The organism is Achromobacter pestifer (genome assembly GCF_902859625.1).
Lineage (GTDB): Bacteria > Pseudomonadota > Gammaproteobacteria > Burkholderiales > Burkholderiaceae_B > Achromobacter > Achromobacter pestifer.
Genome location: NZ_CADIJX010000001.1, coordinates 810,150 through 833,687 on the forward strand (window position 1 = coordinate 810,150; position 23,538 = coordinate 833,687).

The window sequence follows — 23,538 nt, forward strand, 5'->3', positions numbered from 1 at the left end:
CCATGCGCCGCGATGCGCGCCGCCAGTGCTTGCGGATCACGATGTTCACCCGGTTCGGCCACGGCCAGTCGGGCACCGACCATCAGCGGCCAGAAGAATTCCCAGACCGACACGTCAAAGCCAAACGGCGTCTTCTGCAAGACGGTGTCCGCAGCGTCGATGGGATACGCCTGCTGCATCCAGTCCAGGCGCTGGGCCAACGCGCCATGCCGATTGACCGCGCCCTTGGGTTTGCCGGTGGACCCGGACGTGTAGATCACATAGGCCGCTTGTTCCGGATGCGGCACGTGGCCTACCGGCGTGCATGGGTGCGCGGACAGATCGATTCGGTCCAGTGCCCAGGCCGGCGGAGCGCCAGCCGGCAGCGTTTCCAGCCACGTCGATTGCGTCAACAGCAGACTCGCCTGACTGTCTTCAAACAGATAGCTCAAGCGATCGGCGGGCAATTCCGGGTCGATGGGCACGTAGGCGGCGCCTGCCTTCATGACACCCAGCAACGCCACCACCATTTCCACCGAGCGCGTCATCAGCACGCCGACCCGTGTTTCCGCACCGGCCCCGGCCGCACGCAGCGCATGAGCCAGTTGATTCGTGCGGGCATCCAGTTCGGCGTAGGTCAGATTGCTGTCACCCATCACCAGCGCCACGGCCGCGGGCGTAGCGACTGCTTGCGCGCCCAGCCGTTCCGGCACCGTCAACACCTTACCCGCGACGCCACCGTCGCCCTGCGACAGCAATTGGCGAATGCCGTCCTCCGGCAACCAAGGCAATTCGGCCACTCGTGTCTGTGGCGCCTCAAGCCATGCACTCAAGACCTGCACGTACCGTTCGGCCAGCCGCGCCATGCGTTCGGCGCTGAAGTAGTCCGCCGCATAGATCACGCTGGCGGTCAGGCCCCCGGTGGTGTCTTCGCGCGTTTCCAACGTCAGTTCAAAAGGCGTGTCATCCAGCGGCACGGCAAACGGCGTCAGGCTAAGGCCCGGCAAGCGGGCCAGCGCCTCATAGTCGTCGCGCAAATGGTTGGCCATGACCTGGAACAGCGGATTGCGCTGGGCCGAACGGGTCAACTCCAAGGCGTCCACGATGCGGTCCAGTGGCAGTTCTCCATGCGCTTGCGCCTGGATCATGGCGTCGCTTGCGCGCGCCACGGCCTCAGCCAGGGTGTCGCTACCCGCCAGCACATTGCGCAACACCTGGGTATTGACGAATAGCCCGACCAGGCCTGCCGTGTCCTGACGGCCGCGATTGGCGGTGGGCACGCCCACGCGAATGTCTTCCAGGCCGCTGTCGCGATGCAACAACACCTGGAACGCGCCAAGCAACACACTGAAAAGCGTGCAGCCTTCGCGCTGGGAGGCGCGGCGCAAGCGTTCGGGCATGTCCGCCGGCAACGTGATCGGCTGCCGGGCGGCGCGCAGCGCATTGCCCGGCACGCGCGTCCCATCGCCGGGTAGTTGCAGCCACGGGTCGTCTCCGCCCAACTGCGCGCGCCAGTAATCCAGTTGGCGATCTTCTTCGCCCGCCTCCAGCCAGCTGCGCTGCCATGCCGCGTAGTCGGCATAGTCGATATCCAAGGCCGGCAGCTCGGCCTGATCACCGTCAAGCGCCGCGCCGTAGCAAGCGGCCAGCTCATCCAGCAGAATTTGCATGGACCAGCCGTCGGCAACGATGTGGTGCAACACGCCCACCAGCACGTGGTCATCAGACGCGGCGCGTAGCAGGGCGAAGCGCACCAGCGGCCCGCCAAGCAAGTCAAAAGCGCGGGCATTCAGCGCACCCGCGGCCTGCGCGTATGCCGCTTCTCTGTCGCCTTCGGCATGCGTGGACAGGTCAATTCGCTCTAGCGGCAATGCCGCCGTTTGCAGAATGTGCTGGGTGGGCACCCCCTGCGCATCTTGCTCAAAGCGGGTGCGCAACGCTGGATGTCGTTGCGCCAATGCGTCCAGCGCCACCTGTAAGGCTTGCGCGTCGATGTCGCCACGCAAGCGCAAGCCGCCGGCGATGTGGTAGGCCGTGGAGTCCGGCGCCAAGCGCCAAAGAAACCATTGCCGCTGCTGCGCATGGGACAGCACGCCGCGATCCGTGGCGCGGGCGGGCACGATCGGGAACTGGCCCGAAGACAGCCCCTGCTCGCGCAGCCTGCCATAGACCGCCTGGCGTTCCGCCAGCCCCAACGTTGCGAAGCGCGCGGCGATGCGCGCGAGCGAGGCATTCGACATCAGTTGTTCTCCAACGTATCCATGAAGGCGTCCAAGGCATCCAGCGCCTGCGCGTCGGCCGCGCCACTCGAGTCCTCCAGATGCCGCGCGAACTCCGCCAGCGTCTGGTGCTCGAACAAGGCATTGATCGGCGCCTGCCTGCCCAAATTCGCCTGAATCCGAGCCGTGACCTGCATGACCATCAAGGAATGACCGCCCAGCTCAAAGAAGTTGTCCAGGCGGCCCACCCGTTCAACGCCCAGCACGTCCGACCAGAGTTGCGCCAGCTGCGTCTCCAGGCCGTCGTTCGGCGCCACGTAGTCGCGGGCGGTTTCGTTCAGATCGGGCGCGGGCAAGGCCTTGCGGTCGAGCTTGCCGTTGCGGTTGCGTGGCAAGGCGTCCAGCCGAACCCATAATCCCGGGACCATGTAGTCGGGCAGATCGCGCGCCAAGGCCGCGCGCAACGCTTCGCGCCAGGCTTGCGCGCCTTCGGGCGGCAGCCAGTCCGCTGCCGGGACCACATAGCCGACCAGCCGGGTGCCGCTGCCTTCGTCGATTGCCTGCACCGCGGCCTCGCCGATCTCCCGCAAGGCGGCCAGACGCGCCTCGATCTCGCCCAATTCAACGCGATACCCGCGCACCTTGACCTGGTGATCCGCACGGCCGGCGTACTCCAGCACGCCATCTGGCCGCATGCGGCCCAGATCCCCGCTGCGATACATCCGCGCACCCGCCACGTCCCCGTGCAGATCCGGCAGGAAGCGCTCAGCGGTCAAGTCTGGCCGGCGCGTGTAGCCACGCCCCACGCCCACGCCCGCGATATAGATCTCGCCCACCACGCCGGGCAGCACGGGATTCAGCTCGGCATCCAGCACCATCAGGCGCGTGTTGTCGGCGGCGGTGCCGATGGGAAGGCCCGGCCCTGGCTCATGGTCATCCGGACGCAGGGTGAAGAAAGCCACGTCGTCGGCGCATTCAGCCGGGCCATACGCATTGACCAGCGGCACGTCGGGATAGCGATGCAGCCATTCCCGCGCCAATGAGAGCGGCGTCGCCTCGCCCGTGGGCAGCATCCAGCGCAGGGCCGGCAAGGCCACGGATTCGGTGGCCAGCATGCCTTGAATCAACGTGGGCACGCTTTCCAGCACCGTGATGCCGCGCGCCTGGGCGTGGCGCAACAGCGCCACCGGGTCGCGCGCGGTCTCGTCCGGCACCACTTCGACCGTGGCGCCGCACAGCAACCCCGCCAGCATCTGCCAGACAGAGATATCGAAACTTGGCGCGGCGGTCTGTCCGATGACGGATTGCGCATTCAGCCCAAGGGCGGGCACCTTGCTTAGCTGGTTATTCAGCATGCCCCGGTGCGTTACCACCACCCCCTTGGGTTCGCCTGTCGAGCCAGACGTGAAGATCAGATACGCAGCCTGGTCCGGATGCGCATGGCGTCCGGGATTGCCGGGCTCCTGCCCGCGTCCGCGCGCCGGGCCGGCCAGTGCTTCTTCCGCCCACAACACCCGTGGCGGGTCCGGCATCAACGCCAATGCGGCATCCAGCAGCGGAGCTTCGGCCGTGCCAACCAGCACCACCTTGGCGCCGCTTTGGCCAAGGATGGACGCCACCCGCTGCGGCGGCAGCCGTACGTCCAGCCCCAGATAGGCTGCCCCGGCCTTGAACGCGCCCAGCGCGGACGCGATGAAGGTGATGCCGCGCTCGCAGTACACCGCCACCACGTCGTCGGCGCGCACGCCACGTTCAATCAGCGCCTGGCCGATGCGGTTGGCGCGGCGGTTCAGATCGGGATAGGACACGGCCTCCGCGCCGCAGCGCACGGCGATGCCGTCGCAGCGGGCCGCCTGCGCTTCGAATAGGCGTACATAGCCGGCATCGAAGAAATAGTCGGCTTGACGGCCTCGACCGGCGGCTAGCAGGCGGTCGCGCTGGGCCGCCGATGGCGCCAACAAGGACGCGACCGGCGCGTCAGGCGTGGCCATCAGGGCTTCGACGTTGGCGCGGAACGTCGCCAGCATGCTGCCGACGGCCTGCGAATCCAGCCGGCGGGTGTCATACGTCAACTGCAATGCCAGGCGCGGCCCCGGCAGCAACACCACCGTCAGCGGGTAATTAGTGTGGGTGCGCATGCCCAGCGAACTCAGGCCCATGCCCTTGGCGCGCTCGAACACGGCCCCGGAGATGGGCGCGTTCTCGAACACCACCAGACTATCGAACAGCGGCTGGCCCGGCGCCACGTCACTGAAACCCTGCACTTCGGCCAGCGACAGATGCTCGTGCGCGCGCATTTCCGCATTCTGATCCAGCAGCGTGCGCATCCATTGCGCCGCTGGCAAGGTTCCCCCGATTGGCAGCCGCAAGCGAATCGGAATGGTATTGATGAAAATACCGATCGTCTGCTGGGCCTGCGCCATCTCGGTCGGTCGCCCCGCCACGGTCACGCCGTAGAGCACCTCGTCCTGGCCCGCGTGCCGCGCCAGCGTCAGCGCCCAGGCAGCCTGAATCACGGTGTTCGGCGTGACCCGGCACTGCTGGGCCACGCGCTGCAACTGCGTGGTCTGCGCCTCGGTCAAGGTGCTGGTCAGATCGACCATGGCGGACACCTCGCCCGCCGCGGCGCTGCGCAGGCCCGGCAGCGGCGTCACCGCGCTGAAACCCGTCAAGGCATCGCGCCAATAGCGCCGCGCCGCCTCGATGTCACGGCCTTGCAGCCAATCGATGAAATCGCGGTGGGGACGGCTGGATGCACGCACTGGCTCCTGTCCGGCCAGGCGCGCGTCATAGTTGTCGAAGAAGTCCGTCAAGAGCAGCGACAGGCACCAAGCGTCCATCAGCATGTGATGAAAGCTCAACGCCCACCGGTATTCGCGGTCGGCCACGCGGGCCACCCGCAAGCGCAGCAGCGGCGGCTGGTCCAGCGGCAGCCCCGTGCGTAGTTCCTCATGCAGCAACGATTCATATCGCGCAACGGCGGCCTCATGGCCCAGGTCGCGCAAGTCCAGCCGTTGCACCGGCAACGTCACGTCGCGCCGGATGATCTGCACCGGTTCGTGCGCCCATTGCCAATGGAAGGTGGCGCGCAACGCCGGATGGTTTTCCAGCACGCGCTGCCACGCCCATTCAAAAGCGTCCTCATCCAATTCGCCATCCACGCGGTACCGGTCCTGCATCACGTAGATGCCGGAATTCGGGTTGCGCAAGGTATGCAGCAGCATGCCGTGCTGCATGGGGCTCAAGGGGTATGCGTCCTGGATGTCACCCGCCGGAACCGGCAACTGCGCCAACCATTCAGGCGCCAATCGTGCGCTCGCGGCCACCGTATCGGCCCGCGCCATGCCATCCGCCGCATGAACCCCGGGTGCCAGGGCAGCCAGCGTTTGTTGTTGCAGCAACTGTTTGGGCGTCAGAACCAGACCCGCCTGCCGCGCCAGCGCCACCACTTTGAGCGTCAGGATGGAATCGCCGCCCAGTTCAAAGAAGTTGTCGTCGCGGCCAATCCGCTCCACGCCCAGCGCTTCCGCCCAAATGCCTGCCAGAACGGTTTCCAGGCCCGGATTGGGTGCGCTGAATTGCGTGCCGGGCAGCACGGGCTCCTCGGGGAGCGCATGGCGGTCCACCTTGCCCGCCGCGTTCAGCGGCAGATCGGGCAGCACCAGTATCCGGGCGGGCACCATGTAGTCCGGCAGTACCCGCATCAAACCCGCACGCAATGTCTCCGCGTCCAGCACCGCGCCCGGAACAGGCGCGACATAGGCCAGCAGGCGTCGGGCCGCGCCCGGTTTTCCGCCCGTGGCCACCGCCACTGCGTGCCCCACGCCCGGCTGCGCCAGCAACTGGGTCTCGACTTCACCAAGCTCGATGCGATAGCCGCGGATCTTCACCTGGTGATCCACCCGCCCCAAGTACTCGATCTGGCCGTGCTTGCCCCAGCGTGCCAGGTCGCCGCTACGGTACATGCGCGCGCCGCCACCCAGGAAGGGATCAGCCACAAAGCGTTCAGCGGTCAGTCCGGCCCGGTTCAGATAGCCGCGGGCCAAGCCCTCCCCGCCCAGGTAGAGTTCGCCCGCCGCGCCTGGCGGCAACAGATTCAGGTCGGCGTCCAGCACATAGGCGCGGCGGTCGCCGACGGGCTTGCCGATGGGCATGTACGCGGCCTCGTTGGGCGTGTCCGGATACGCTTTGGCAATCAGCGGCGTGATGACGGTTTCCGTCGGCCCGTAGCCATTGATCACGCGCGGTGGGCGCAGCGTGTTCTGGATCAGGGCCAGCGTGGTGCGCGACGTGGCCTCGCCGCCAACCGTGTAGGAACGGATCGGCAAGACGGCCGCCTCCTCGCCCAGCGCTTCCGCCAATTGATGCAGGTAGCTGGGGGTAAAGCACGCGACCGTCACGCCATGACGCGCGATCTCGGCCGCAGTGCGTTCCACGGACCACGGTTCGTCGTCGCGCGGGATCAAGACGCCGCCAAACGCCAATGGCGTCAGCCATCGTTCATGCGCCCCGTCAAAATTGATCGACGCGAATTGCAGCTCGCGGTCGGCGGGGGTCATGCCGTACATCGCGCCGATGGCCTGGATGTGCATCGACAGCGGGCCGTGCGGCACGGCCACGCCCTTGGGCAGGCCCGTCGACCCCGACGTATAGATCAGATAGGCCAATTGGGCAGGATGGATCGTGCGTGCCGGATTGTGCGCGGGCTGGCGGGCGGCGTGGGCGACCGCTTCGCCATCGAGCACCAGCCATGGCACATCCATGGGCAACGCCAGCCCATCCACCACGGCGCGCTGCGACAGGACAAGCCGCAATCGGCTGTCTTGCATCATGTGCGCCAGCCGCGCGGCGGGGTAACTGGGATCCAGCGGCACATAGACGCCACCGGCCTTCAGCACGGCCAGCATGGCGACGATCATGTCCGCGCCTCGGCCCAACGCGATCCCCACCGCCACATCCGCGCCCACGCCATTGGCGATCAGCAGATGCGCCAGCCGATTCGCCTGCTCGTTCAGTTGCGCGTAGCTCAGTTGGGCATCGCCCGCGATCAGCGCCAAGGCTTGCGGCGTCCGGGCGGCATGGTCTTCGATCAAGCGATGCACGGGCGTGAAGGCGCGCGGCGGCCAGGCGCCCGTCCCAGCGGCCAGCAGCGCGTCACGCGCCGCAGGGTCCAGAATGTCCAGCGCATCCAGCGTCAGATCGGGCGCGTCGGCCAATTGGCCCAGCACCTTCATCAAGGCGTTGCCAAAGCCCCCCATGGTGTCCGCGTCGAACAGATCGCGCGCGTAGATCAACGAGGCGCCCAGCGCGCCATCCTGCGCTTCGCGCGTTTCCAACGTCAGTTCAAACTGCGCCGCGTTGTCGGGCTGCGGCAGCGTGGCAACCTCAACGCCGGGCAACGCCAAGCGCGAACCTGACTCTTCCCGCAGGTGATTCATCATCACCTGGAATAGCGGGCTTTGGCCCAGGCCGCGTTCGGGCTGGATGGCATCGACCACGCCATCGAACGGATAATCCTGGCGAGCCTGGGCATCCAACACGGTGTCGCGTGCCTGAGCGGCAAGCTCGCGCAAGGCCATGCGGCCGCGCAGTTGCCCGCGCAGCACCTGTGTGTTGACAAAGAAGCCCACCGTGCGCGCCAGCGCCGGCAACGCCCGGTTGGCCGCCGCCACGCCAACCCGCACATCGGATTGGCCGGTGTAGCGATACAGCACGGCCTGGAAGGCGGCCAGCAGCTGCATGAAGGCCGATCCCTGGCCGGCACGGGCCGCGGCCTGCACGCGCGCCGCCAGGTCCGGCGCAATCTCCAGGTCATAGCGCGCCGCCTGATAACGGCCTTCCGGCGTGCGTGGCCGGTCGGTTGCCAGCGCCAGCGTGGGTTGGTCGCCACCCAGCAACCGGACCCAATCATCACGTTGCCCGTCCCAGCGGCCCGCATCCAGCTGCGCCCGCTGCCATGCCGCGTAATCCGCGAACGGCAGGGAAACGGGCGCCAAGGACCGGCCTTCCATCAAGGCATTCAATTCCTCGAACAACACCTGCATCGACACGGCGTCGGCCACGATGTGATGCGCGACCAGCACCAGGACATGTTCTTCATCATCCACGCGCAGCAGCTCGGCGCGCAGCGGCAAGGCGTGTTCCAGGTCGAACGGCGTCTTGAATGCCAATCGCACGATCGCATCGGCTTGCGCGCGCGCGGCCGCCAGGTCGCTCTGGCGCACATCCCGCTGCCGCACCGCGCCATAGCCCGCGGCGACGTCGGCATCCACCGGCTGCTGCACCGGCGTGCCGTCGTCCAGCACTCGGAACCGCATGCGCAACGCCTCGTGCCTGGCGATCAGGGCGTCCAGCGCCTGGTGCAACCCGGGTCCGTCCAACGGCCCCGTCAACCGCAGCGCCTGACCGACGTGATAGGCATCGCTGCCAGGATCAAGCTGCCACAGGAACCATTGGCGCAACTGCGCCGAAGACAACGGCACCATCCCGTCGTGGCGAGCGGCGCAGGCGACGGGACCGTCCATTCCCCCGGTGGCGGATACTGGCGACTGATTGTTCGCCGTCAGTTCCCGGATGCGTGCAGCGCATCCCGCCAGTTCGGGATGGTCGAACACCAGGCGAGGCGTGGCCGCGATATTCCATCGAGCCGAAATGGCCGCGGCGATTTGCACAGCAGCCAGCGAATTGCCACCGCACGAGAAGAAGTTCGCCCGTGCATCGGGCGTGCCACCGCCCAGGGCATCGCGCCAGATCCCGGCCAACGCCAGCGCGTCTGGATCGTCCAAACCTGTTGCAGCCGGTGCGGGCGTGGCGGCCACATCGCGGCGTTGTCCCTGCTCGAAGACCGCATAGGCATCCAGTTCGCCGGTGCGCCAGCCATCGCGGCAGGCAGACCGTTGCAGCTTTCCGCTGGACGTCTTGGGCAAGCCGCCCGGGTTGAGCAGCACGACCACCGTGGCCGGTTCACCGCAGGCGGCGCCGACGGCCTGGCTGATGGCGTCGCGCAACGACTCTGGCGGTACCAGCTTCTGAAGCCCGCGCGACACTTCGGCGGCCACGCCGATGCCCTCGCCTTGCGGCCCTTGCACCGAGAAAGCCGCCACGCGGCCCTTTCGCACCGCTTCGACCTCGCCTTCCACCGCCCGTTCGATGTCCTGCGGATACAGGTTGTGTCCGCGCACAATGATCAAGTCCTTGCGCCGGCCGGCGATATGCAACTGGCCGGCATGGAAGAACCCCAGGTCGCCGGTTCGCAACCAGCGCCGGCCTTGCTGTTCGACGAAGGTCTCGGCCGTGGCGTCGGGCCGGTTCCAGTACCCCTTCGCCACACTGGGGCCGTGCACCCAGATCTCGCCGATGCGACCGTCACCCGCGTCGGCAAGCAATTCCGGGTCCACGATGCGCACCGCATGGCGCTCAGGCACGGTGCCGCAAGCCACCAGCTTGCCGCCCTCTTCAGCCGGTGATACCAAGCCCGCCGACAATAGCGCCGGATCAAAACCCGTGGCCGTCATGCCGCCGCCGCTGATGCTGCCGGCCACCAACAGCGTCGCTTCGGCCAGCCCATAGCAGGGGTAAACCGCGCCTGTCGCCAGCCGCGCGGGCGCGAAAGTGGTCAGAAAATCGCGCAGCGTATCGTGCCGCACGGGCTCGGCGCCCGAAAACGCCACGCGCCAACGCGACAGGTCCAGTTGCGCCAAACGCTCGGGTTTGGCGCGTTCCAGGCACAGGCGATAGGAAAAATCAGGGCCGCCGCTGTGGGTGCCCCCATAAGCCGCGACCGCTTCGGGCCAACGCATTGGCCGTTCCAGGAAATACCGCGGCGACATCAGCACGCACGGAATCCCACGGTACAAGGGCTGCAACAGGCCGCCAATCAAGCCCATGTCGTGATAAAGCGGCAGCCACGACACCCAGACGTCACCTGGATTTGCGCCCAGGCGTTCTGCGATGGCGGCTTCGTTGGCCATCAAATTGGAATGGCTGACCATCACGCCCTTGGGCGCGGAGGTCGATCCCGACGTGTACTGCAAGAAAGCGATCTGTTCGCCGTCCGGCTCGAATTCCGCCTGGCGCGGATTGACCGCGGCCAATTCCCCGTCAATCGCCAGCATGTCGGCGCCTGCCCAAAGGTCTTCAAAAGGGGCGATGGCATCGCGCAGGTCAGCCGTGGTCAACACGCAGCGGGCCGCGCAATCCGTCGCGATGGCCACGACCCGCGCCAACTGTTGCCGCCGCACGGATTCCGGCGGAAATACCGGCACCGGAATCAGCCCTGCGTACATGCACGCAAAAAAGCCAATGACATAGTGCTCGTTGTTGTCCATCAACAGCAGCGCACGGTCATTGACCGCATAGGCGTCGGCCAGCACGGCGGCCAACGCCCGCACGCGCGCATCCAGGGCGGCGTAGCTGAAGCGGCGTTCACCGGTGGCGTCAACGACGGTCAGCGCCGTGTAGTCCGGCCGGCTGCGCGCCAAGTCGCGAACGCGAGCCACGATGGTGGCGGGGAGCATCGTCGCGGAGATCTCAGAGGCTTGCATTGCGTGTACCTGTGGGAAGGTCGCCGGAATCAGAAATCGGCGAAGTTGCTATGGGATTCGGCCATCGCGACCACGACCTTGCGCGGTCCTTGGAACGGTGTGCGCGCGTGCGCCACCAGCATGTTGTCGAGCATCATCACGTCGCCCGCCTGCCAGGCAAACATGACGGTCTGCTCATCCAGCACGGTGCGTACCTGATCAAACGTCGCGTCTGGTATGGCTTGCCCGTCCGCGAAGTACACGTTGCGCGGCATGTTCTCAACGCCAAGGACTTCCTCCAACGACTCGCGCACCTCGGGTTGAAGGTTCGAGACATGGAACAGGTGCGCCTGGTTGAACCACACCATGTCGCCCGTCCAGGGATGCGTCGCCACGCCTTGGCAATGCTGCCGGGTACGCAGATCGCCGTCCGGTTTCCATTCCCACTGGATGCGGGCGCGCTGGCAAAACGCCTCGACTTCGCTGCGCTCATCGGTGTTGAAGACCTTTTGCCACGGCACGTCGAATTCGCCGTAGTTGCGTTCGTAGATCAGGCCGGCGGCGAAGCGCTCGCGAATGACGGCCGGCATGTTCCGATAGATGGCGCGGCTATCGGCAATGGGCGTTTCCCCGCCAACCGGCGAGGCCGTCACGCAATGGAACCAGATCTTCATCGGCCATTCGCGCGTGTAGGCCTGCTCGTTATGCAGCGGGATATGTTGGTGCGCGGGATATTCCGTGGAGGTATACACGCCAGACTGCACCGCGCTGCGGGGCGTGGAGGCAAACTCGTAACTCAGCAGCGGATGCCCGAAACCGGCCGCGAACGCGCGAAATTCCTCGACCGACGGCACGGCAAAGCCACGCAGCAGCACACCGCCCACGTCGCGCAGCGAGCGCGAAAGTTCATCCGCCAGCACCGGCAACGCCGCCAACAGCGCTTGCCCGGGTGTCTGGGGCGTATACAGCACCGGCAACTGGTTATTGCCGGGGGCCTTGCTCAGAAAATGATTCATGGTTGAATTCCTGGGGCGCGCTGAGCGCGCGATGGCGATGGGGCGCCGGCGCGATCCTCCGGATCACCGGCGGCGGGCAACCAGGCCAATGCGGCCACGTAACCGGCAGGCATCGCCAGTTCGCAGGCTTCACACAAAGGCCAGTCCGCACAGGACGCCTGAACCGTGATCCCCCCGACGTGCCGGCCGGGATGGACCTGCACCTGCAACAGATGCTGGGCAATGCCCACGCCCCATGCTTTCAGGGCGGCTTCCTTGCCGGTCCAGCGCCGCAGGAACGCCGCGGCCTGGGGCAAGCCTCGCCAGCCGGTACGCTCGGCAGGCAGCAAGGCATAGTCCGCCAGCGGTTCCAGATCGCCGGTGTCTTGCTCGCACTCCACGTCCACGCCCACTTCGCGACGGTCGGACATGACCACCAGCGCATAGTGGCCGGCGTGGCTCAGGTTGAAATGGCAATGCGCGCCCAGCGGTTCCGCCAGCGCGGGTTTGCCGTGCTGGCCGGCCAACAGCGGCACTCGCGCCGCCGGCAGGTTCAGGCGCAGGGCCAGCAGACGGCGCAATCCGGCGCGTGCGCCGACGTAGCGTGCGCGGTCGGCATCGCGGTGGAATCGGCGGGCGCGGTCTTGCTCGGCGGACGTCAGCGCCAGCCAGTCTTCGGCGCGGACGCGCCCCACCGCGAGGCGCCATACCGTGATGTCCGCCGGCGCCGGTTCAGGCCGCATCAAGGCTTGCATGGCGGATTCCTTCGCTTGCTGCCAACGGCCGGCCCAGATGCGCGGTGATCGCGGCCAGCACGGCGGGTTCGCTGTCGCGGATGAAGAAGTGGCCGCCGTCGAAGTAATCCAGCGTGACCGGGTGACGCGCCACGTCCTGCCACGCCCGCAGCCGTTCCGGCGCGATGTCATCACGCCGGCCGCCCATCACGTGGACGGGCAGCGCCAGCGGCGCTTCATCATGGTGTTGATAGTCCAGGCACAGCGCGTAGTCTGCTTCCAGCACCGCCAGTGTCAGGGCCAGCAGTTCCTCGTCGTCGAATACGGCTTGCGGCGTTCCGCCCTGGCGGCGCAGGTCTTCCAGCAGATCGCCGCGCCCGCGCATGCGCTCCAGCCGGGAGTTGTCCCGGGCTGACGGCGAGGCGCTGCCGGAGGCGATCAGAAGCTGGGGAGCCGGCATGCCCAATGCGCGCAGGCGCCGGGTCGCCCCATAGGCCAGCAAGGCGCCCATGCTGTGGCCGTAAAGCGCATAGCGGCCAGTGACCCAAGGCTGCGCACGGGCGCAGATATCGTCCACCGCGGCCTCGAAGCCGGCGCTGAACGGGTCGTTGATGCGGCTGCCGCGCCCGGCCAATTCCACCGGTTCCACCCGCACCCAGGCGGGCAGCAAACGACGCCAGCGCAAGTACATGGTGGCGCTGGCCCCGGCGCAAGGCAGGCACAGCAGCGTGATGGGCGCGGCCATGGTCACGCCTGGCCGATCGACTGGGCTTCCATATGGCGGCGCAACGAACTGGGACGCATGTCGGTCCAGACCGATTCGACATAGGCCAGGCAGGCCGCCTTGTCGCCCAGGGTGCCGGTATCGCGCCAGCCCGCGGGAATGGCCTTGTAGTCGGGCCAGATCGAATACTGTTCTTCTTCGTTGACCAGGACGCGGAACGTAGCGCCTTCGCGATCAAAACAACTCATGTCAGGGTCCTCGCAGAGCACACGGCGCTTGCGGCGCCAGGGGACAGACCATTCCGGCTTTACGGAAAATCTGCATCTATCCACCTGACGAACCAGCCCAGACTTTGTTTAGGCGTTCATGGCCAGCCTGCCTGCCTTGCTACCCCTGCCGCCGGCTCGCGGCCAGCGCGGTCAGGCCCTCAATGCAGGATCTGCTCCAGGAAAGCGCGGGTGCGCTCGTGCCTGGGATGCTCGAAGAACCGCTCGGGTTCGGCCATTTCAATAATCCGTCCCCCATCCATGAAAACCACCCGATCCGCAACCTTGCGCGCGAACCCCATTTCATGGGTCACGCACAACATGGTCATGCCGTCATCCGCCAGGGACGTCATGGTGTCCAACACTTCCTTCACCATTTCCGGATCCAGCGCCGATGTCGGCTCGTCAAACAGCATGATGCGCGGCTGCATGCACAGCGACCGGGCGATGGCCACGCGCTGCTGCTGGCCCCCCGACAACTGGCCGGGATACTTGTTGGCCTGGTCAGGAATGCGGACGCGCTCCAGATAGCGCATGGCCAGTTCAATGGCCTGGGCACGCGGCATGCGCCGGACCTGCACCGGCGCCAGGATGCAGTTCTCCAGCACAGTCAGGTGCGGGAACAGGTTGAAATGCTGGAACACCATGCCGGCATCCGTGCGCACCCCGTCCACCGCACGCAAGTCGTCGGTGAGTTCCACGCCATTGACGACGATCGTGCCCTGCTGATGCCGTTCCAGCCGATTGATGCAGCGGATCATCGTGGACTTGCCCGAGCCGGAGGGGCCGCAGATGACCAGCCGCTCCCCTGCCCTGACCTGTAGATCGATATCTTGAAGAACGTGAAAGTCTCCATACCATTTGTTCATGCCCGTGATCGAGATGGCGGGCGGGATCGCGCCGGATGGCGTGCTCATCGAAGGTCCCCTTTTTTATAGCGTTGCTCCAGCCACATGGAATACCGCGACAGGCTAAAACAGATGCAGAAATAGATTGATGCGATGAAAAGATAGGTTTCGACGTAGGGCGTGGGCCAGGCGGGATCCGTCAACGCGGCACGCCCCGAGCTCAACAGGTCAAACAAGCCCACGATCAGGACCAGGCTGGTGTTCTTGATCATGACGATCGCGGTATTCGTCAATGGCGCGATGACCTTGCGCAACGCCTGCGGAAGCACCACCAGGCGCGTCATCTGCCACCATGACAGCCCCAGCGCGCGGGACGCCTCCGCCTGCCCAGCCGGAATGGCTTGCAGGCCGCCCCGGATCACCTCTGCCAGATAGGCCGCCGAAAAGATCGTCAACGCGATGCCGGCACGCAGCAGGCTGTCGATGGTCATGCCGGCTGGCAGCATGATGGGCAGCACGATGGACGCCATGAACAACAGGCTGACCAGCGGCAGGCCCCGGATCAGTTCGATGACTCCCACGCAGATGATGCGCGCCATGGGCAGGCTGCCCCGGCGGCCCAAGGCCAGCAACACCCCTAGCGGCAAACCCGCACCCAGCGAACACACCGCCAGCAGTAGCGTCACCGGCAAGCCGCCCCATGACGACGTGGGCACCCGCGCCAGACCCAGCGCGCCACCCTGCATCAGCAAGAGGCACCCTGCCATGCCCGCGACCCACGCCACCGCGGTGCGGACTCGCCAATGGCGCGGGCTGAGTGAATACACCGTCATGGCTAGGATGAACAGGCATACGGCGGTGGGACGCCACTGTTCGCCCGGCGGATAGATGCCAAACAGGATCTGACGCATCTTCTCGGCCAGAAAGGCCCAGCAGGCGCCATCGGTCTTGCGGCAAACGTCACCGGCGGCGCCGGACCACACCGCGTCTATCACCGCCCAATTGATGAGATGCCCCGCGGCGGTCAACGCCAGCCCCAGCGCGGCCACGGTAGCTACCGCGCTGAACAGGTTGCCGAACAAGCGGTGCCATACGGTGTCGCGGCGGTCGCGCGGCGGGCGCAACATCGGCTGCGGCGCGGGAGAAGGAATGGACAGGCTCATGCTCGTTCCGTCCTCAGGATCCGGCGGTTGTACAGGTTCATGAACAGCGACACGCTCAGGCTGATGCTCAGGTAGACCGCCATCAAGACCGCCACGCCTTCGATTGCCTGGCCGGTCTGGTTGATGGTGGTCGTAATGACAAATGACAGGTCGGGATAGCCCACGGCCAAGGCCAGCGTCGTGTTCTTGATGATGGACAGGTATTGGCTAGTCATCGGAGGGATGATCACGCGCATCGCCTGTGGCACCACGATCCAGCGCAAGGCCGACCCGGGTTTCAGGCCCAGCGAATGCGCCGCCTCCCACTGCCCGGCCGGCACGGCGTCGATGCCGCCACGGATGATCTCGCCCGCGAAGGCGGCGGAATAGATCGTCAACCCGACGAGCAAGGCGGTGAATTCCGGCGTGAACGCCGTTCCTCCCACGAAGTTCAAGCCGCGCAATGCAGGCGTATCCGTGTGCAGCGTGATGCCGCCCCACTTGGCGCCCGCCACCACCACCGCCAGCGCAGCCGCCACGCCCAGGCCACGCCAGGGCACCGCGCGGGAAGTTGCCGTTGGCCGCCGCGCCAAGCGCCATGCGCCCAGCAGCACGACCGCCGCCAGCGCCAACGCCCATCCCAGCGCTTGCGTGTTTCCCTGCAACGACACGCTGGGAAAGAACAGGCCGCGAATGGACAGGAACACGCCCGGTAGCGGTTGCAACGCCTGCCGCGCAGAGGGCAGATTGATCGTGACGAGGCTGTACCAGAACAGCAATTGCACGACCAGCGGCGTATTGCGCACGGCTTCCAGGTAGACCGTGGCAATCGCGCCCACCAGCGGGTGCTTGCTGCGCCGGGCCAGCGCCAGGCCAAAGCCCAGCAACGTGGACGCCACGATCACCAGCACCGAGATGTACAAGGTGTTGACCAGCCCCACCAGGAAAGCGTGGCCGTAGCTGTCGGTCGGCTGATAGGCCAGCAGGCTTTCCGGAACGGGGAACCGTGCTGCTTCGCCCAGATAGTCGAACCCCATCGCAATGCCGCGTTGCGTCAGGTTGACGCGCGCGTTCCAGGCCAGCCAGCCGACGGTCCCCAGAAATCCGCAGGCGATCAATACCTGCATCAAGACGGCACGCGCCCGGCCGTCAAACCAAAGTCGCTTCAACATGATGAGCCTCCAGGCCAGGACGCGGCCGGATCAGTTGAAGACGTACGGGTACATCAGACCGCCGTCGCGGTACAGGCGGTTCATGCCGCGCTCAAGCTTCATCGGGCTGTTCTTGCCGACGTTGCGCTCGAAGATTTCGCCGTAGTTGCCCAGTTGCTTGACGATGTTGTAGGCCCAGCGCTCGTCCAGCCCCAACGCCTTGCCGTTGCCGGGTTCCACGCCCAGAAAGCGGGCAATGCGCGGGTCGCCGGATTTCAGCATGTCGTCCACGTTGGCCTGGGTGATACCCATGTCTTCCGCGGCAATCGGCACCTGGATCACCCACTTGACGATGTCGAACCAGCGGTCGTCGCCGTGGCGCACGGACGGCGTCAGCGCTTCGCTGTGGCCGCTGGCCGGAAAGATCACGTAGTCGTCGGGATTCTGCGCCTGCGTGGCACGCACCGCGGCCAACGCCGAGGCGTCCGTGATCAGGCCATCGCAACGCCCCGAGAAAAATGCCTGCCGCGATGCGGCCACGTTGTCGAACAGCACCGTCTTCAGGCCGAGCTTGAACTTGCGCGAGAGGTCAGCCACCGTCACTTCATTGGTCGAGCCGGTCTGCACGCAAATGGTCGCGCCGCCCATGTCCTGCGTGCGGGTAATGCCCAGATCCTTGCGCACCATGAAGGCGTCGAATTCGTAGTAATTGGGATACGTGAAATTGATGCCATTGGCATCTCGCCGCAAGGTCCATGACGTGGTGCGCGGCAAGACATCGATCTGGCCGGTCTGCAACGCGGTCAAGCGCTGCTGGCCGGTCAATGGCACGAAGCGGGCCTTGGAGGCGTCGCCCAGCACCGCGATGGCGATGGCGCGGCAGGTGTCCACGTCCAGGCCCTTCCAGTTGCCGTCCTTGTCCGGCGCCGAGAACCCCGTGGTGCCATGGCCGGAACCGCAGATGACATAGCCACGGGCGCGAATCTGGTCGACCGTGGGACTGTTGGTCTGCGCGACGGCCGCCGCCACGGGCGACGCGCCTTCGGCGGGTGCCGCGGCGGTGCCCTGGGCGATCGAGACGGGTGGCGCGCATACGGCCATGACCAAGGCGATGGAACGGTAAATCTGCTTGAAACTAAACACGGCAATTCCCCTTGCGGTTGATGGAGCGCCTTTGATTGCTTTCTTGCTGGCGCTTTTTGTGGGTGCTTCTTGCGGTTGCTGTTTGTGGATGCTTCTTGTGGATACTTTTTCCTGACGCTTCCTGCCGGCCGTCTGCGCATGACGCGCACGGCCCACACGAGGGTCTATCGCAGCTGCTGGTACGCGGCTAGCCCGGCGCGCAGATCGTCCTTCAGCACGTCCACGTCCTCCAGGCCGACGGACAGCCGGACAACGGGGCGATCCGTCGCCGGATAGGCTCGGTCGGCCTGAAGCGCCGCCGGGTAGTACGCCACCAGGCTATGCACGCCGCCCCAGCTGGCGCCGATAGCAAAATGCCGTAGCGAATCGAAGAAACCGTTGAAGGCGGAGTCGGGCGCAGGCGCCAGCACCATCGAAAACAGGCAGCCGTTGGTGGTGAAATCCCGCTTCCACAGGGCATGGCCCGGGTCGGATTCCAGCGGCGGGTACAGCAAGCGCTCGACTTGCGGTTGGGCTTGCAACCATTGAGCCACCTGCAAGGTGGCGTCGCTTTGGGCGCCCAGCCGCAGGCGTAGCGTCTCCAGGCCGCGCAGGACCAAGAAGCAATCCTCGGGGCTGACTTGCTGGCCCAGGATGCTTTGCGTTTCGCGCAATACCGCGTAGTGCTCGGCGTCGTTCATGCTGATGGCGCCCATCAGCACGTCGGAATGGCCACTGAAGAACTTGGTGGCGGCTTCCACGCTGAAGTCCACGCCATGAGCCAGCGGTTTGAAACCCAACGGGCTGGCCCAGGTGTTGTCCATCATGGTCAGCACGCCGTGCCGGCGGGCGGCGGCGGCAATCGCCGGCACGTCCGCCATTTCCATCGTGACCGTGCCTGGCGCTTCAATGCAGATCATCCGGGTGCGCGGGCGGATCAGCGCCTCGATGTCCGCGCCGATGGACGGGTCGTACAGTTCCACGTCCACGCCCATGTGTGCCAGCCATTTCTCGCCAAAGGTCTTCAACGCGCCATAGCTGGCGGCCGACAGCAGCAGATGGTCGCCGCCGCGCACGAATCCCATCACCACCGTCATCAACGCCGCCGCGCCCGACGGCGTGATGACGCAATGCTGTCCGCCTTCCAATTCCGCGATGCGGTCTTCCAGCAGGCGCGCGGTCGGTGTGCCCGTCACGCCATAGCTGAACCCGTCCGGCTGACGATGCTTGCGGTTGACGAAGTCCGCCAGGGAGTCGAACACCACGGTCGATCCGCGTTGCACCGACGGCGACAGGCTGGCGAAATCTCTATTAGTCTGATTGATAGGTTTCATCTAATCTATTTGTTGGGCTTAAGGAGGGGGATCGGTACAACGCCAGTTTCAGCGTTTTGCCCCATTGCCTCAACAATTGAAAAAACTCAGTCAATAAGCAGGACTTATATATGGACATGCGAGAGATCCAGGTCTTCCGCGCCGTGATGCAGGCCGGCACCACCAGCAAGGCAGCCACCTTGCTGGGCGTATCCCAGCCGGCGGTCAGCCAGGCGATCCGCAAGCTGGAAACGTCATCGGAGTTGCGCTTGTTCGAGCGCCTGCGGGGCCGCCTGGTGCCGACTCAGGAAGCCGCAGCCTTGATGGAGGAAGTGGACCGCTGCTTTGCCGGCTTTGAACTGATCGAGCACCGCATCCGCAGCCTGAAGTCCTACGGCGTCGGGCGGCTGGCCATCGGCTCGCTGCCCGCATTGGGCACCGGCTTCATGCCGCGCGCCATCGCGGCCTTTGGGCTGGAAGAACGGCGCATTCAGCTGTCGTTCCAAATCATGAGTTCACGGGAAGTGCTGCAACAGGTGGCCGCGGGCCAGCTGGATTTTGGCCTGATGGCCGATGAGCTTTCAGTGGCTGGCCTGGAACATTCGGACTTCCTGCGCATCCCTGGCGTCATCGCAATGCACAGCCGCCACGCCTTGGCCAGCAAGCCTTGCATCGCATTGCGGGATCTGGCCGACCACAAGTTCATCGCGCTGAACCCGGAAGATGCCAGCCGGCGGCGCCTGGAGGCCGCGCTGAATGACCAGGGACTGGCGTTGCAGCCGATCCTGGAAACGCCATATTCAAATTCGGTGTGCGAATTTGCGCTGCATGGGCTGGGCATCGGGATGGTGCATCCCGTCATGGCCCTGGATTATCTGGCCCGTGGATTGGTCTTGAAACCGCTGGCGCTGGACATCAGCTTCACCAGCCTGCTGGTGTTCCGGCCGGGCACGCCCCTGTCGGAGAATGCCCGAGCCCTGCTGAAGGTCATGCGGATACAGCTGGACCAGGATCTGAAACGGGTGCGGGCCGCGCTGGGCGCTTGACGCCCGGGCAGGCAGGCTGGCGGCAGGCAGGCACGCGCGCGCCTTGCCGCCGCCCTTCCCGCCACTTAGTCGATGCGCCCGATGTCGGCGCCAGCCGCCACGGCCTGGCCGGGCGCCGCCTGGTGCTTGAGCACGCCGTCACGATGCGCCAGCACCTGCATTTCCATCTTCATCGCTTCCATCGTGGCGATCAGTTCGCCTTGCTTGACCGTGGCGCCGTCCGCTGCGTTCCACGACTGGATCGTGCCCGCGATGGGCGCGGCCACGGTTTGCGCACTGGCCTGGGCCGGTGCGGCGGCTGCGTCGGCAACCGCCGCCGCGCCAGCGGATTGCAAGCCGCGCAGCAGTTCCGCAGGCAAGCCCAGCGACACGCGGCGGCCGTCGATTTCCACGGCGGTGCGGTGCAGGTTCAAGTTGCCCAATGGCGTCGGACGCACGGCGGCTTCCAGGTCATTGGCAAAATCGGTCTCGATCCAACGGGTGTGCACCTTGAAGCCCGTGCCGTCACCAATGAAATCGGCATGGTCCAGCACCGCCCGATGGAACGGCAGCACGGATGCCACGCCTTCGATACGGAATTCAGCCAGCGCGCGGCGGGCCCGTGCAATCGCCTGTTCGCGCGTGGCGCCAGTGACGATCAGTTTGGCCAGCAGCGAATCGAACGTGCCCGGAATGACCGAACCCGACTCCACGCCGCTATCCACCCGCACGCCAGGGCCGGAAGGCGCGGCGAAAGTGGCGATGCGGCCAGGCGAAGGCAGGAAGCCGCGGCCCACGTCTTCGGCGTTGATGCGGAATTCGATGGCATGGCAACGCGGCGCGGGGGCCGTGTCGAACGCCAGCGGCAAGCCGTCGGCAATACGCAACTGCTCGACCACGAGGTCCAGGCCGCAGGTTTCCTCGGTGACCGGATGCTCGACCTGCAAGCGGGTGTTGACCTCAAGGAACGAGATGGAACCCGATGCGCTAAGCAGGAATTCGACCGTGCCCGCGCCAACATAGCCAGCATGCGCGCAGATATCCCGCGCCGAGGCATGGATGCGCTGGCGCTGGTCGTCGCTCAGGAACGGCGCGGGCGCCTCTTCCACCAATTTCTGGTTGCGGCGCTGGAGCGAGCAATCGCGCGTGCCCAACACCACGACCTTGCCATGCTTGTCGGCCAACACCTGGGCTTCCACATGGCGCGGGTGGTCCAGGAACTGCTCCACATAGCATTCGCCGCGGCCAAAGGCAGTGACAGCTTCGCGGACGGCGGACTCGTACAGGTCCGCCACATCTTCCATGCGCCAGACGACCTTCAGGCCACGGCCGCCGCCGCCGAATGCCGCCTTGATGGCAATGGGCAAGCCATGTTCGTGCGCAAAGGCCAGCACGTCTTCGGCGCCGTCAACCGGGTCGGCGGTACCCGCCACCAGCGGCGCTCCGACGGCCAACGCGATCTTTCGCGCCTGAACCTTGTCACCCAGGCGTTCGATGGTGTCGGGCGAGGGGCCGATCCAGGTCAGGCCGGCGTCGATCACTGCGCGCGCGAACCCGGCGCTTTCCGACAGGAAACCGTACCCGGGATGCACGGCGTCGGCGCCGCTACGACGCGCCACGGCCAGCAGCTTTTCAATATTCAGATAGGTATCCGCCGGGCGGTCGCCGTCCAGGCCAAACGCTTCGTCGGCCATGCGCGTGTGCAGCGCGTCGAAATCGGCGTCGGCGTACACCGCAACGGACTTCACGCCGTAGTCGGCGCAGGCGCGGATGATGCGTACTGCAATTTCGCCACGGTTGGCAATCAGGACTTTCTTCATGGCAGGCATATTCACGTTATGGCGTTGTGACTGGCACGGCGGGGACATCAACCGGCACGAAATCGGAAACAGGATTGAAGCGCACGCGCGCGCCAATGGGAATCTGGGCCGCACGGTCCAGGTGCCAGGGCGCCACGGAGCCAATCACCGGATAACCGCCCGTCAACGGGTGGTCTGCCAGGAACAGCACGGGCTGGCCGCTGGCCGGCACCTGGATCGAGCCCTTGCGCGTGCCCTCGCTGGGCAATTCTGCATGGTTGGCACGTTGCAGCGGTCGTTCCCCGTTCAGGCGGATGCCGACGCGGTTGGACTGCGGGGTAACGGTCCAGGCCTGGCTGGACAGCAGCGCCACGGCCTGGGCGTCGCACCAATCGGTACGCGGACCCAGCACGACATCCAGCGTCACCTCGGCATCTTGCGCGGTCAAATCGGCGGCCGGCAGTTCCGGGCTGCCAACGATGGCGCCCTGCCCGGCCGGCACGATACCGATGTGATCACCGGCCGCCAGCGGATTGGGCCCGACGCGCGCCAGCGTATCGGTTGACCGGCTGCCCAGCACGGGCTCCACGTCAAAGCCGCCGCGCACCGCCAGGTAATAGCGAATGCCGGCTTCCGGCTGGCCCAGCGTCAGCGTATCGCCGTCGTTCAACGCAATGGCTTGATGGCCGGGCACGGTCCAGTGGGCACCTGCGGCGTCGCGCAACGTGAGCTCGCCCCGCGCGCCCGTCACGGCCGCGACACAGGCCCCCCGCGCGCGCACCTGAAAGCCGCCGTAGACAATTTCGATGCAGGCCTCGCCAGGCGCATTGCCGACCAACCGGTTGGCGGCACGCAGCGCACCCTGATCCATTGCGCCCGAGGCCGCCACGCCCTGGCGAGCCTGCCCGGGGCGTCCCAGATCCTGGAAGACCGCTTGCAAACCAGAAGCCACGACTTCCAGCGACGCCTCGGCGTGATCGGCATGACGGGCGACGGGGTGATCAGCCCCCCCGCCAGCCATCGACGCAGTAGCGGCCGCCGGTGCGGGGCCGGCGTCGATGAAGCGCACGCGATAGCCTGGCTGTAGCAGTGCGGGCGTCTCGCGGGACAGGTCCCACATGGCGGTCGGCGTCACGCCAAGAATCTGCCAGCCACCAGGGCTGGCTTGCGGATAGACGCCGCTGAAGGTGCCCGCCAAGGCCACGGCCCCCGCCGGAATACGGGTGCGCGGCGTCTTGCGTCGCGGCACATCCAGGCTGGGATCGCCGCCGCTCAGGTAGGCAAAACCCGGCGCGAACCCGGTGAACGCCACGCTATAGGTACCGCCGACATGGCGGCGCACCACTTCCTGCGGCGTGATGCCAAGCAGCTTGGCGACTTCATCCAGGTCTTCGCCGTTGTAATGGACGGGGATCTCGATCAGCTTGCCGTCGCGCGCGACCAGGCCCGAGGTATCGCGGCCACCAATATCGGCGATCAGGGCGTCGCGCGTCACCACGTCCGGGCGGAAGACCACCAGCACGGTGCGCGCGGCGGGCACAAGTTCAGTGATGCCGGCAATCGGCCGGGTCTGTAGCGCATCAAACAGCGCCAGGGTCTGCTCCAGATCGTCCAGTTCGACGAGCAAGGCATCGGTATTCACGGGCAAAAAGCGCACGTGTTCTCCTAGGCGGGAAATTCCCGGGTTCAACGTCTATGG

At 66.1% G+C, this 23,538-nt stretch carries 14 protein-coding genes (1 of these 14 cut by a window edge); 1 reads left to right on the forward strand and 13 read right to left on the reverse strand.

The features are described 5' to 3' along the window. The 11 genes from HV753_RS03445 to metC all read right to left on the reverse strand — a co-directional run. Positions 1-2,219, reverse strand: the 5' portion of a protein-coding gene (locus HV753_RS03445; RefSeq protein ID WP_175173008.1) for a non-ribosomal peptide synthetase. 8,953 nt of this gene lie to the left of the window's left edge; the window shows 2,219 of its 11,172 coding nt (coding positions 1-2,219); its start codon is at positions 2,217-2,219; its stop codon lies beyond the left edge, outside the window. Beyond that, entirely contained in the window at positions 2,219-10,741 is an 8,523-nt protein-coding gene (locus tag HV753_RS03450) for a non-ribosomal peptide synthetase (protein WP_175173009.1), read from the reverse strand. Before HV753_RS03450 ends, HV753_RS03445 begins: the two co-directional genes overlap by 1 nt. A gap of 29 nt (positions 10,742-10,770) precedes the next feature. Continuing rightward, entirely contained in the window at positions 10,771-11,736 is a 966-nt protein-coding gene (locus tag HV753_RS03455; protein WP_175173010.1) for a TauD/TfdA family dioxygenase, read from the reverse strand. Beyond that, entirely contained in the window at positions 11,733-12,470 is a 738-nt protein-coding gene (locus HV753_RS03460) for a 4'-phosphopantetheinyl transferase family protein (RefSeq protein WP_175173011.1), read from the reverse strand. Before HV753_RS03460 ends, HV753_RS03455 begins: the two co-directional genes overlap by 4 nt. Beyond that, positions 12,448-13,194, reverse strand: coding sequence for a thioesterase II family protein (locus tag HV753_RS03465; protein ID WP_175173012.1), 747 nt, complete (start codon positions 13,192-13,194; stop codon positions 12,448-12,450). Before HV753_RS03465 ends, HV753_RS03460 begins: the two co-directional genes overlap by 23 nt. Positions 13,195-13,196: 2 nt before the next feature. Continuing rightward, positions 13,197-13,421: an MbtH family protein gene (locus tag HV753_RS03470; protein WP_175173013.1), complete on the reverse strand. Its 225-nt coding sequence runs from the start codon at positions 13,419-13,421 to the stop codon at positions 13,197-13,199. Positions 13,422-13,600: 179 nt separating this feature from the next. After that, a complete protein-coding gene (locus tag HV753_RS03475; RefSeq protein WP_175173014.1) occupies positions 13,601-14,356 on the reverse strand; it encodes an amino acid ABC transporter ATP-binding protein in 756 nt (251 codons plus the stop codon). Further along, positions 14,353-15,450 (reverse strand): amino acid ABC transporter permease, encoded by a 1,098-nt coding sequence (locus tag HV753_RS03480; protein WP_175173015.1) that lies wholly within the window; start codon positions 15,448-15,450, stop codon positions 14,353-14,355. Before HV753_RS03480 ends, HV753_RS03475 begins: the two co-directional genes overlap by 4 nt. Further along, the gene (locus HV753_RS03485; RefSeq protein ID WP_175173016.1) at positions 15,447-16,601 is read right to left on the reverse strand and encodes an amino acid ABC transporter permease; all 1,155 of its coding nucleotides are present in this window, start codon (positions 16,599-16,601) and stop codon (positions 15,447-15,449) included. The genes HV753_RS03480 and HV753_RS03485 overlap by 4 nt, the downstream gene beginning before the upstream one ends. Positions 16,602-16,631: 30 nt before the next feature. Beyond that, positions 16,632-17,681: an amino acid ABC transporter substrate-binding protein gene (locus HV753_RS03490; protein WP_175173661.1), complete on the reverse strand. Its 1,050-nt coding sequence runs from the start codon at positions 17,679-17,681 to the stop codon at positions 16,632-16,634. Positions 17,682-17,887: 206 nt separating this feature from the next. Continuing rightward, positions 17,888-19,036: a cystathionine beta-lyase gene (gene metC, locus HV753_RS03495; protein WP_175173017.1), complete on the reverse strand. Its 1,149-nt coding sequence runs from the start codon at positions 19,034-19,036 to the stop codon at positions 17,888-17,890. A gap of 110 nt (positions 19,037-19,146) precedes the next feature. On the opposite strand from metC, the gene HV753_RS03500 reads away from it, so the two are divergent. Next, on the forward strand, positions 19,147-20,061 hold the full coding sequence (locus tag HV753_RS03500; protein WP_175173018.1) for a LysR substrate-binding domain-containing protein: 915 nt from the start codon (positions 19,147-19,149) through the stop codon (positions 20,059-20,061). 65 nt (positions 20,062-20,126) lie between these two features. On the opposite strand, the gene HV753_RS03505 is transcribed toward HV753_RS03500, so the two are convergent. Both HV753_RS03505 and HV753_RS03510 read right to left on the reverse strand, forming a co-directional pair. Continuing rightward, positions 20,127-21,860 (reverse strand): acetyl/propionyl/methylcrotonyl-CoA carboxylase subunit alpha, encoded by a 1,734-nt coding sequence (locus HV753_RS03505; RefSeq protein WP_175173019.1) that lies wholly within the window; start codon positions 21,858-21,860, stop codon positions 20,127-20,129. 16 nt (positions 21,861-21,876) lie between these two features. Beyond that, positions 21,877-23,496 (reverse strand): 5-oxoprolinase subunit B/C family protein, encoded by a 1,620-nt coding sequence (locus HV753_RS03510; RefSeq protein WP_175173020.1) that lies wholly within the window; start codon positions 23,494-23,496, stop codon positions 21,877-21,879. Positions 23,497-23,538 lie beyond the last annotated feature (42 nt).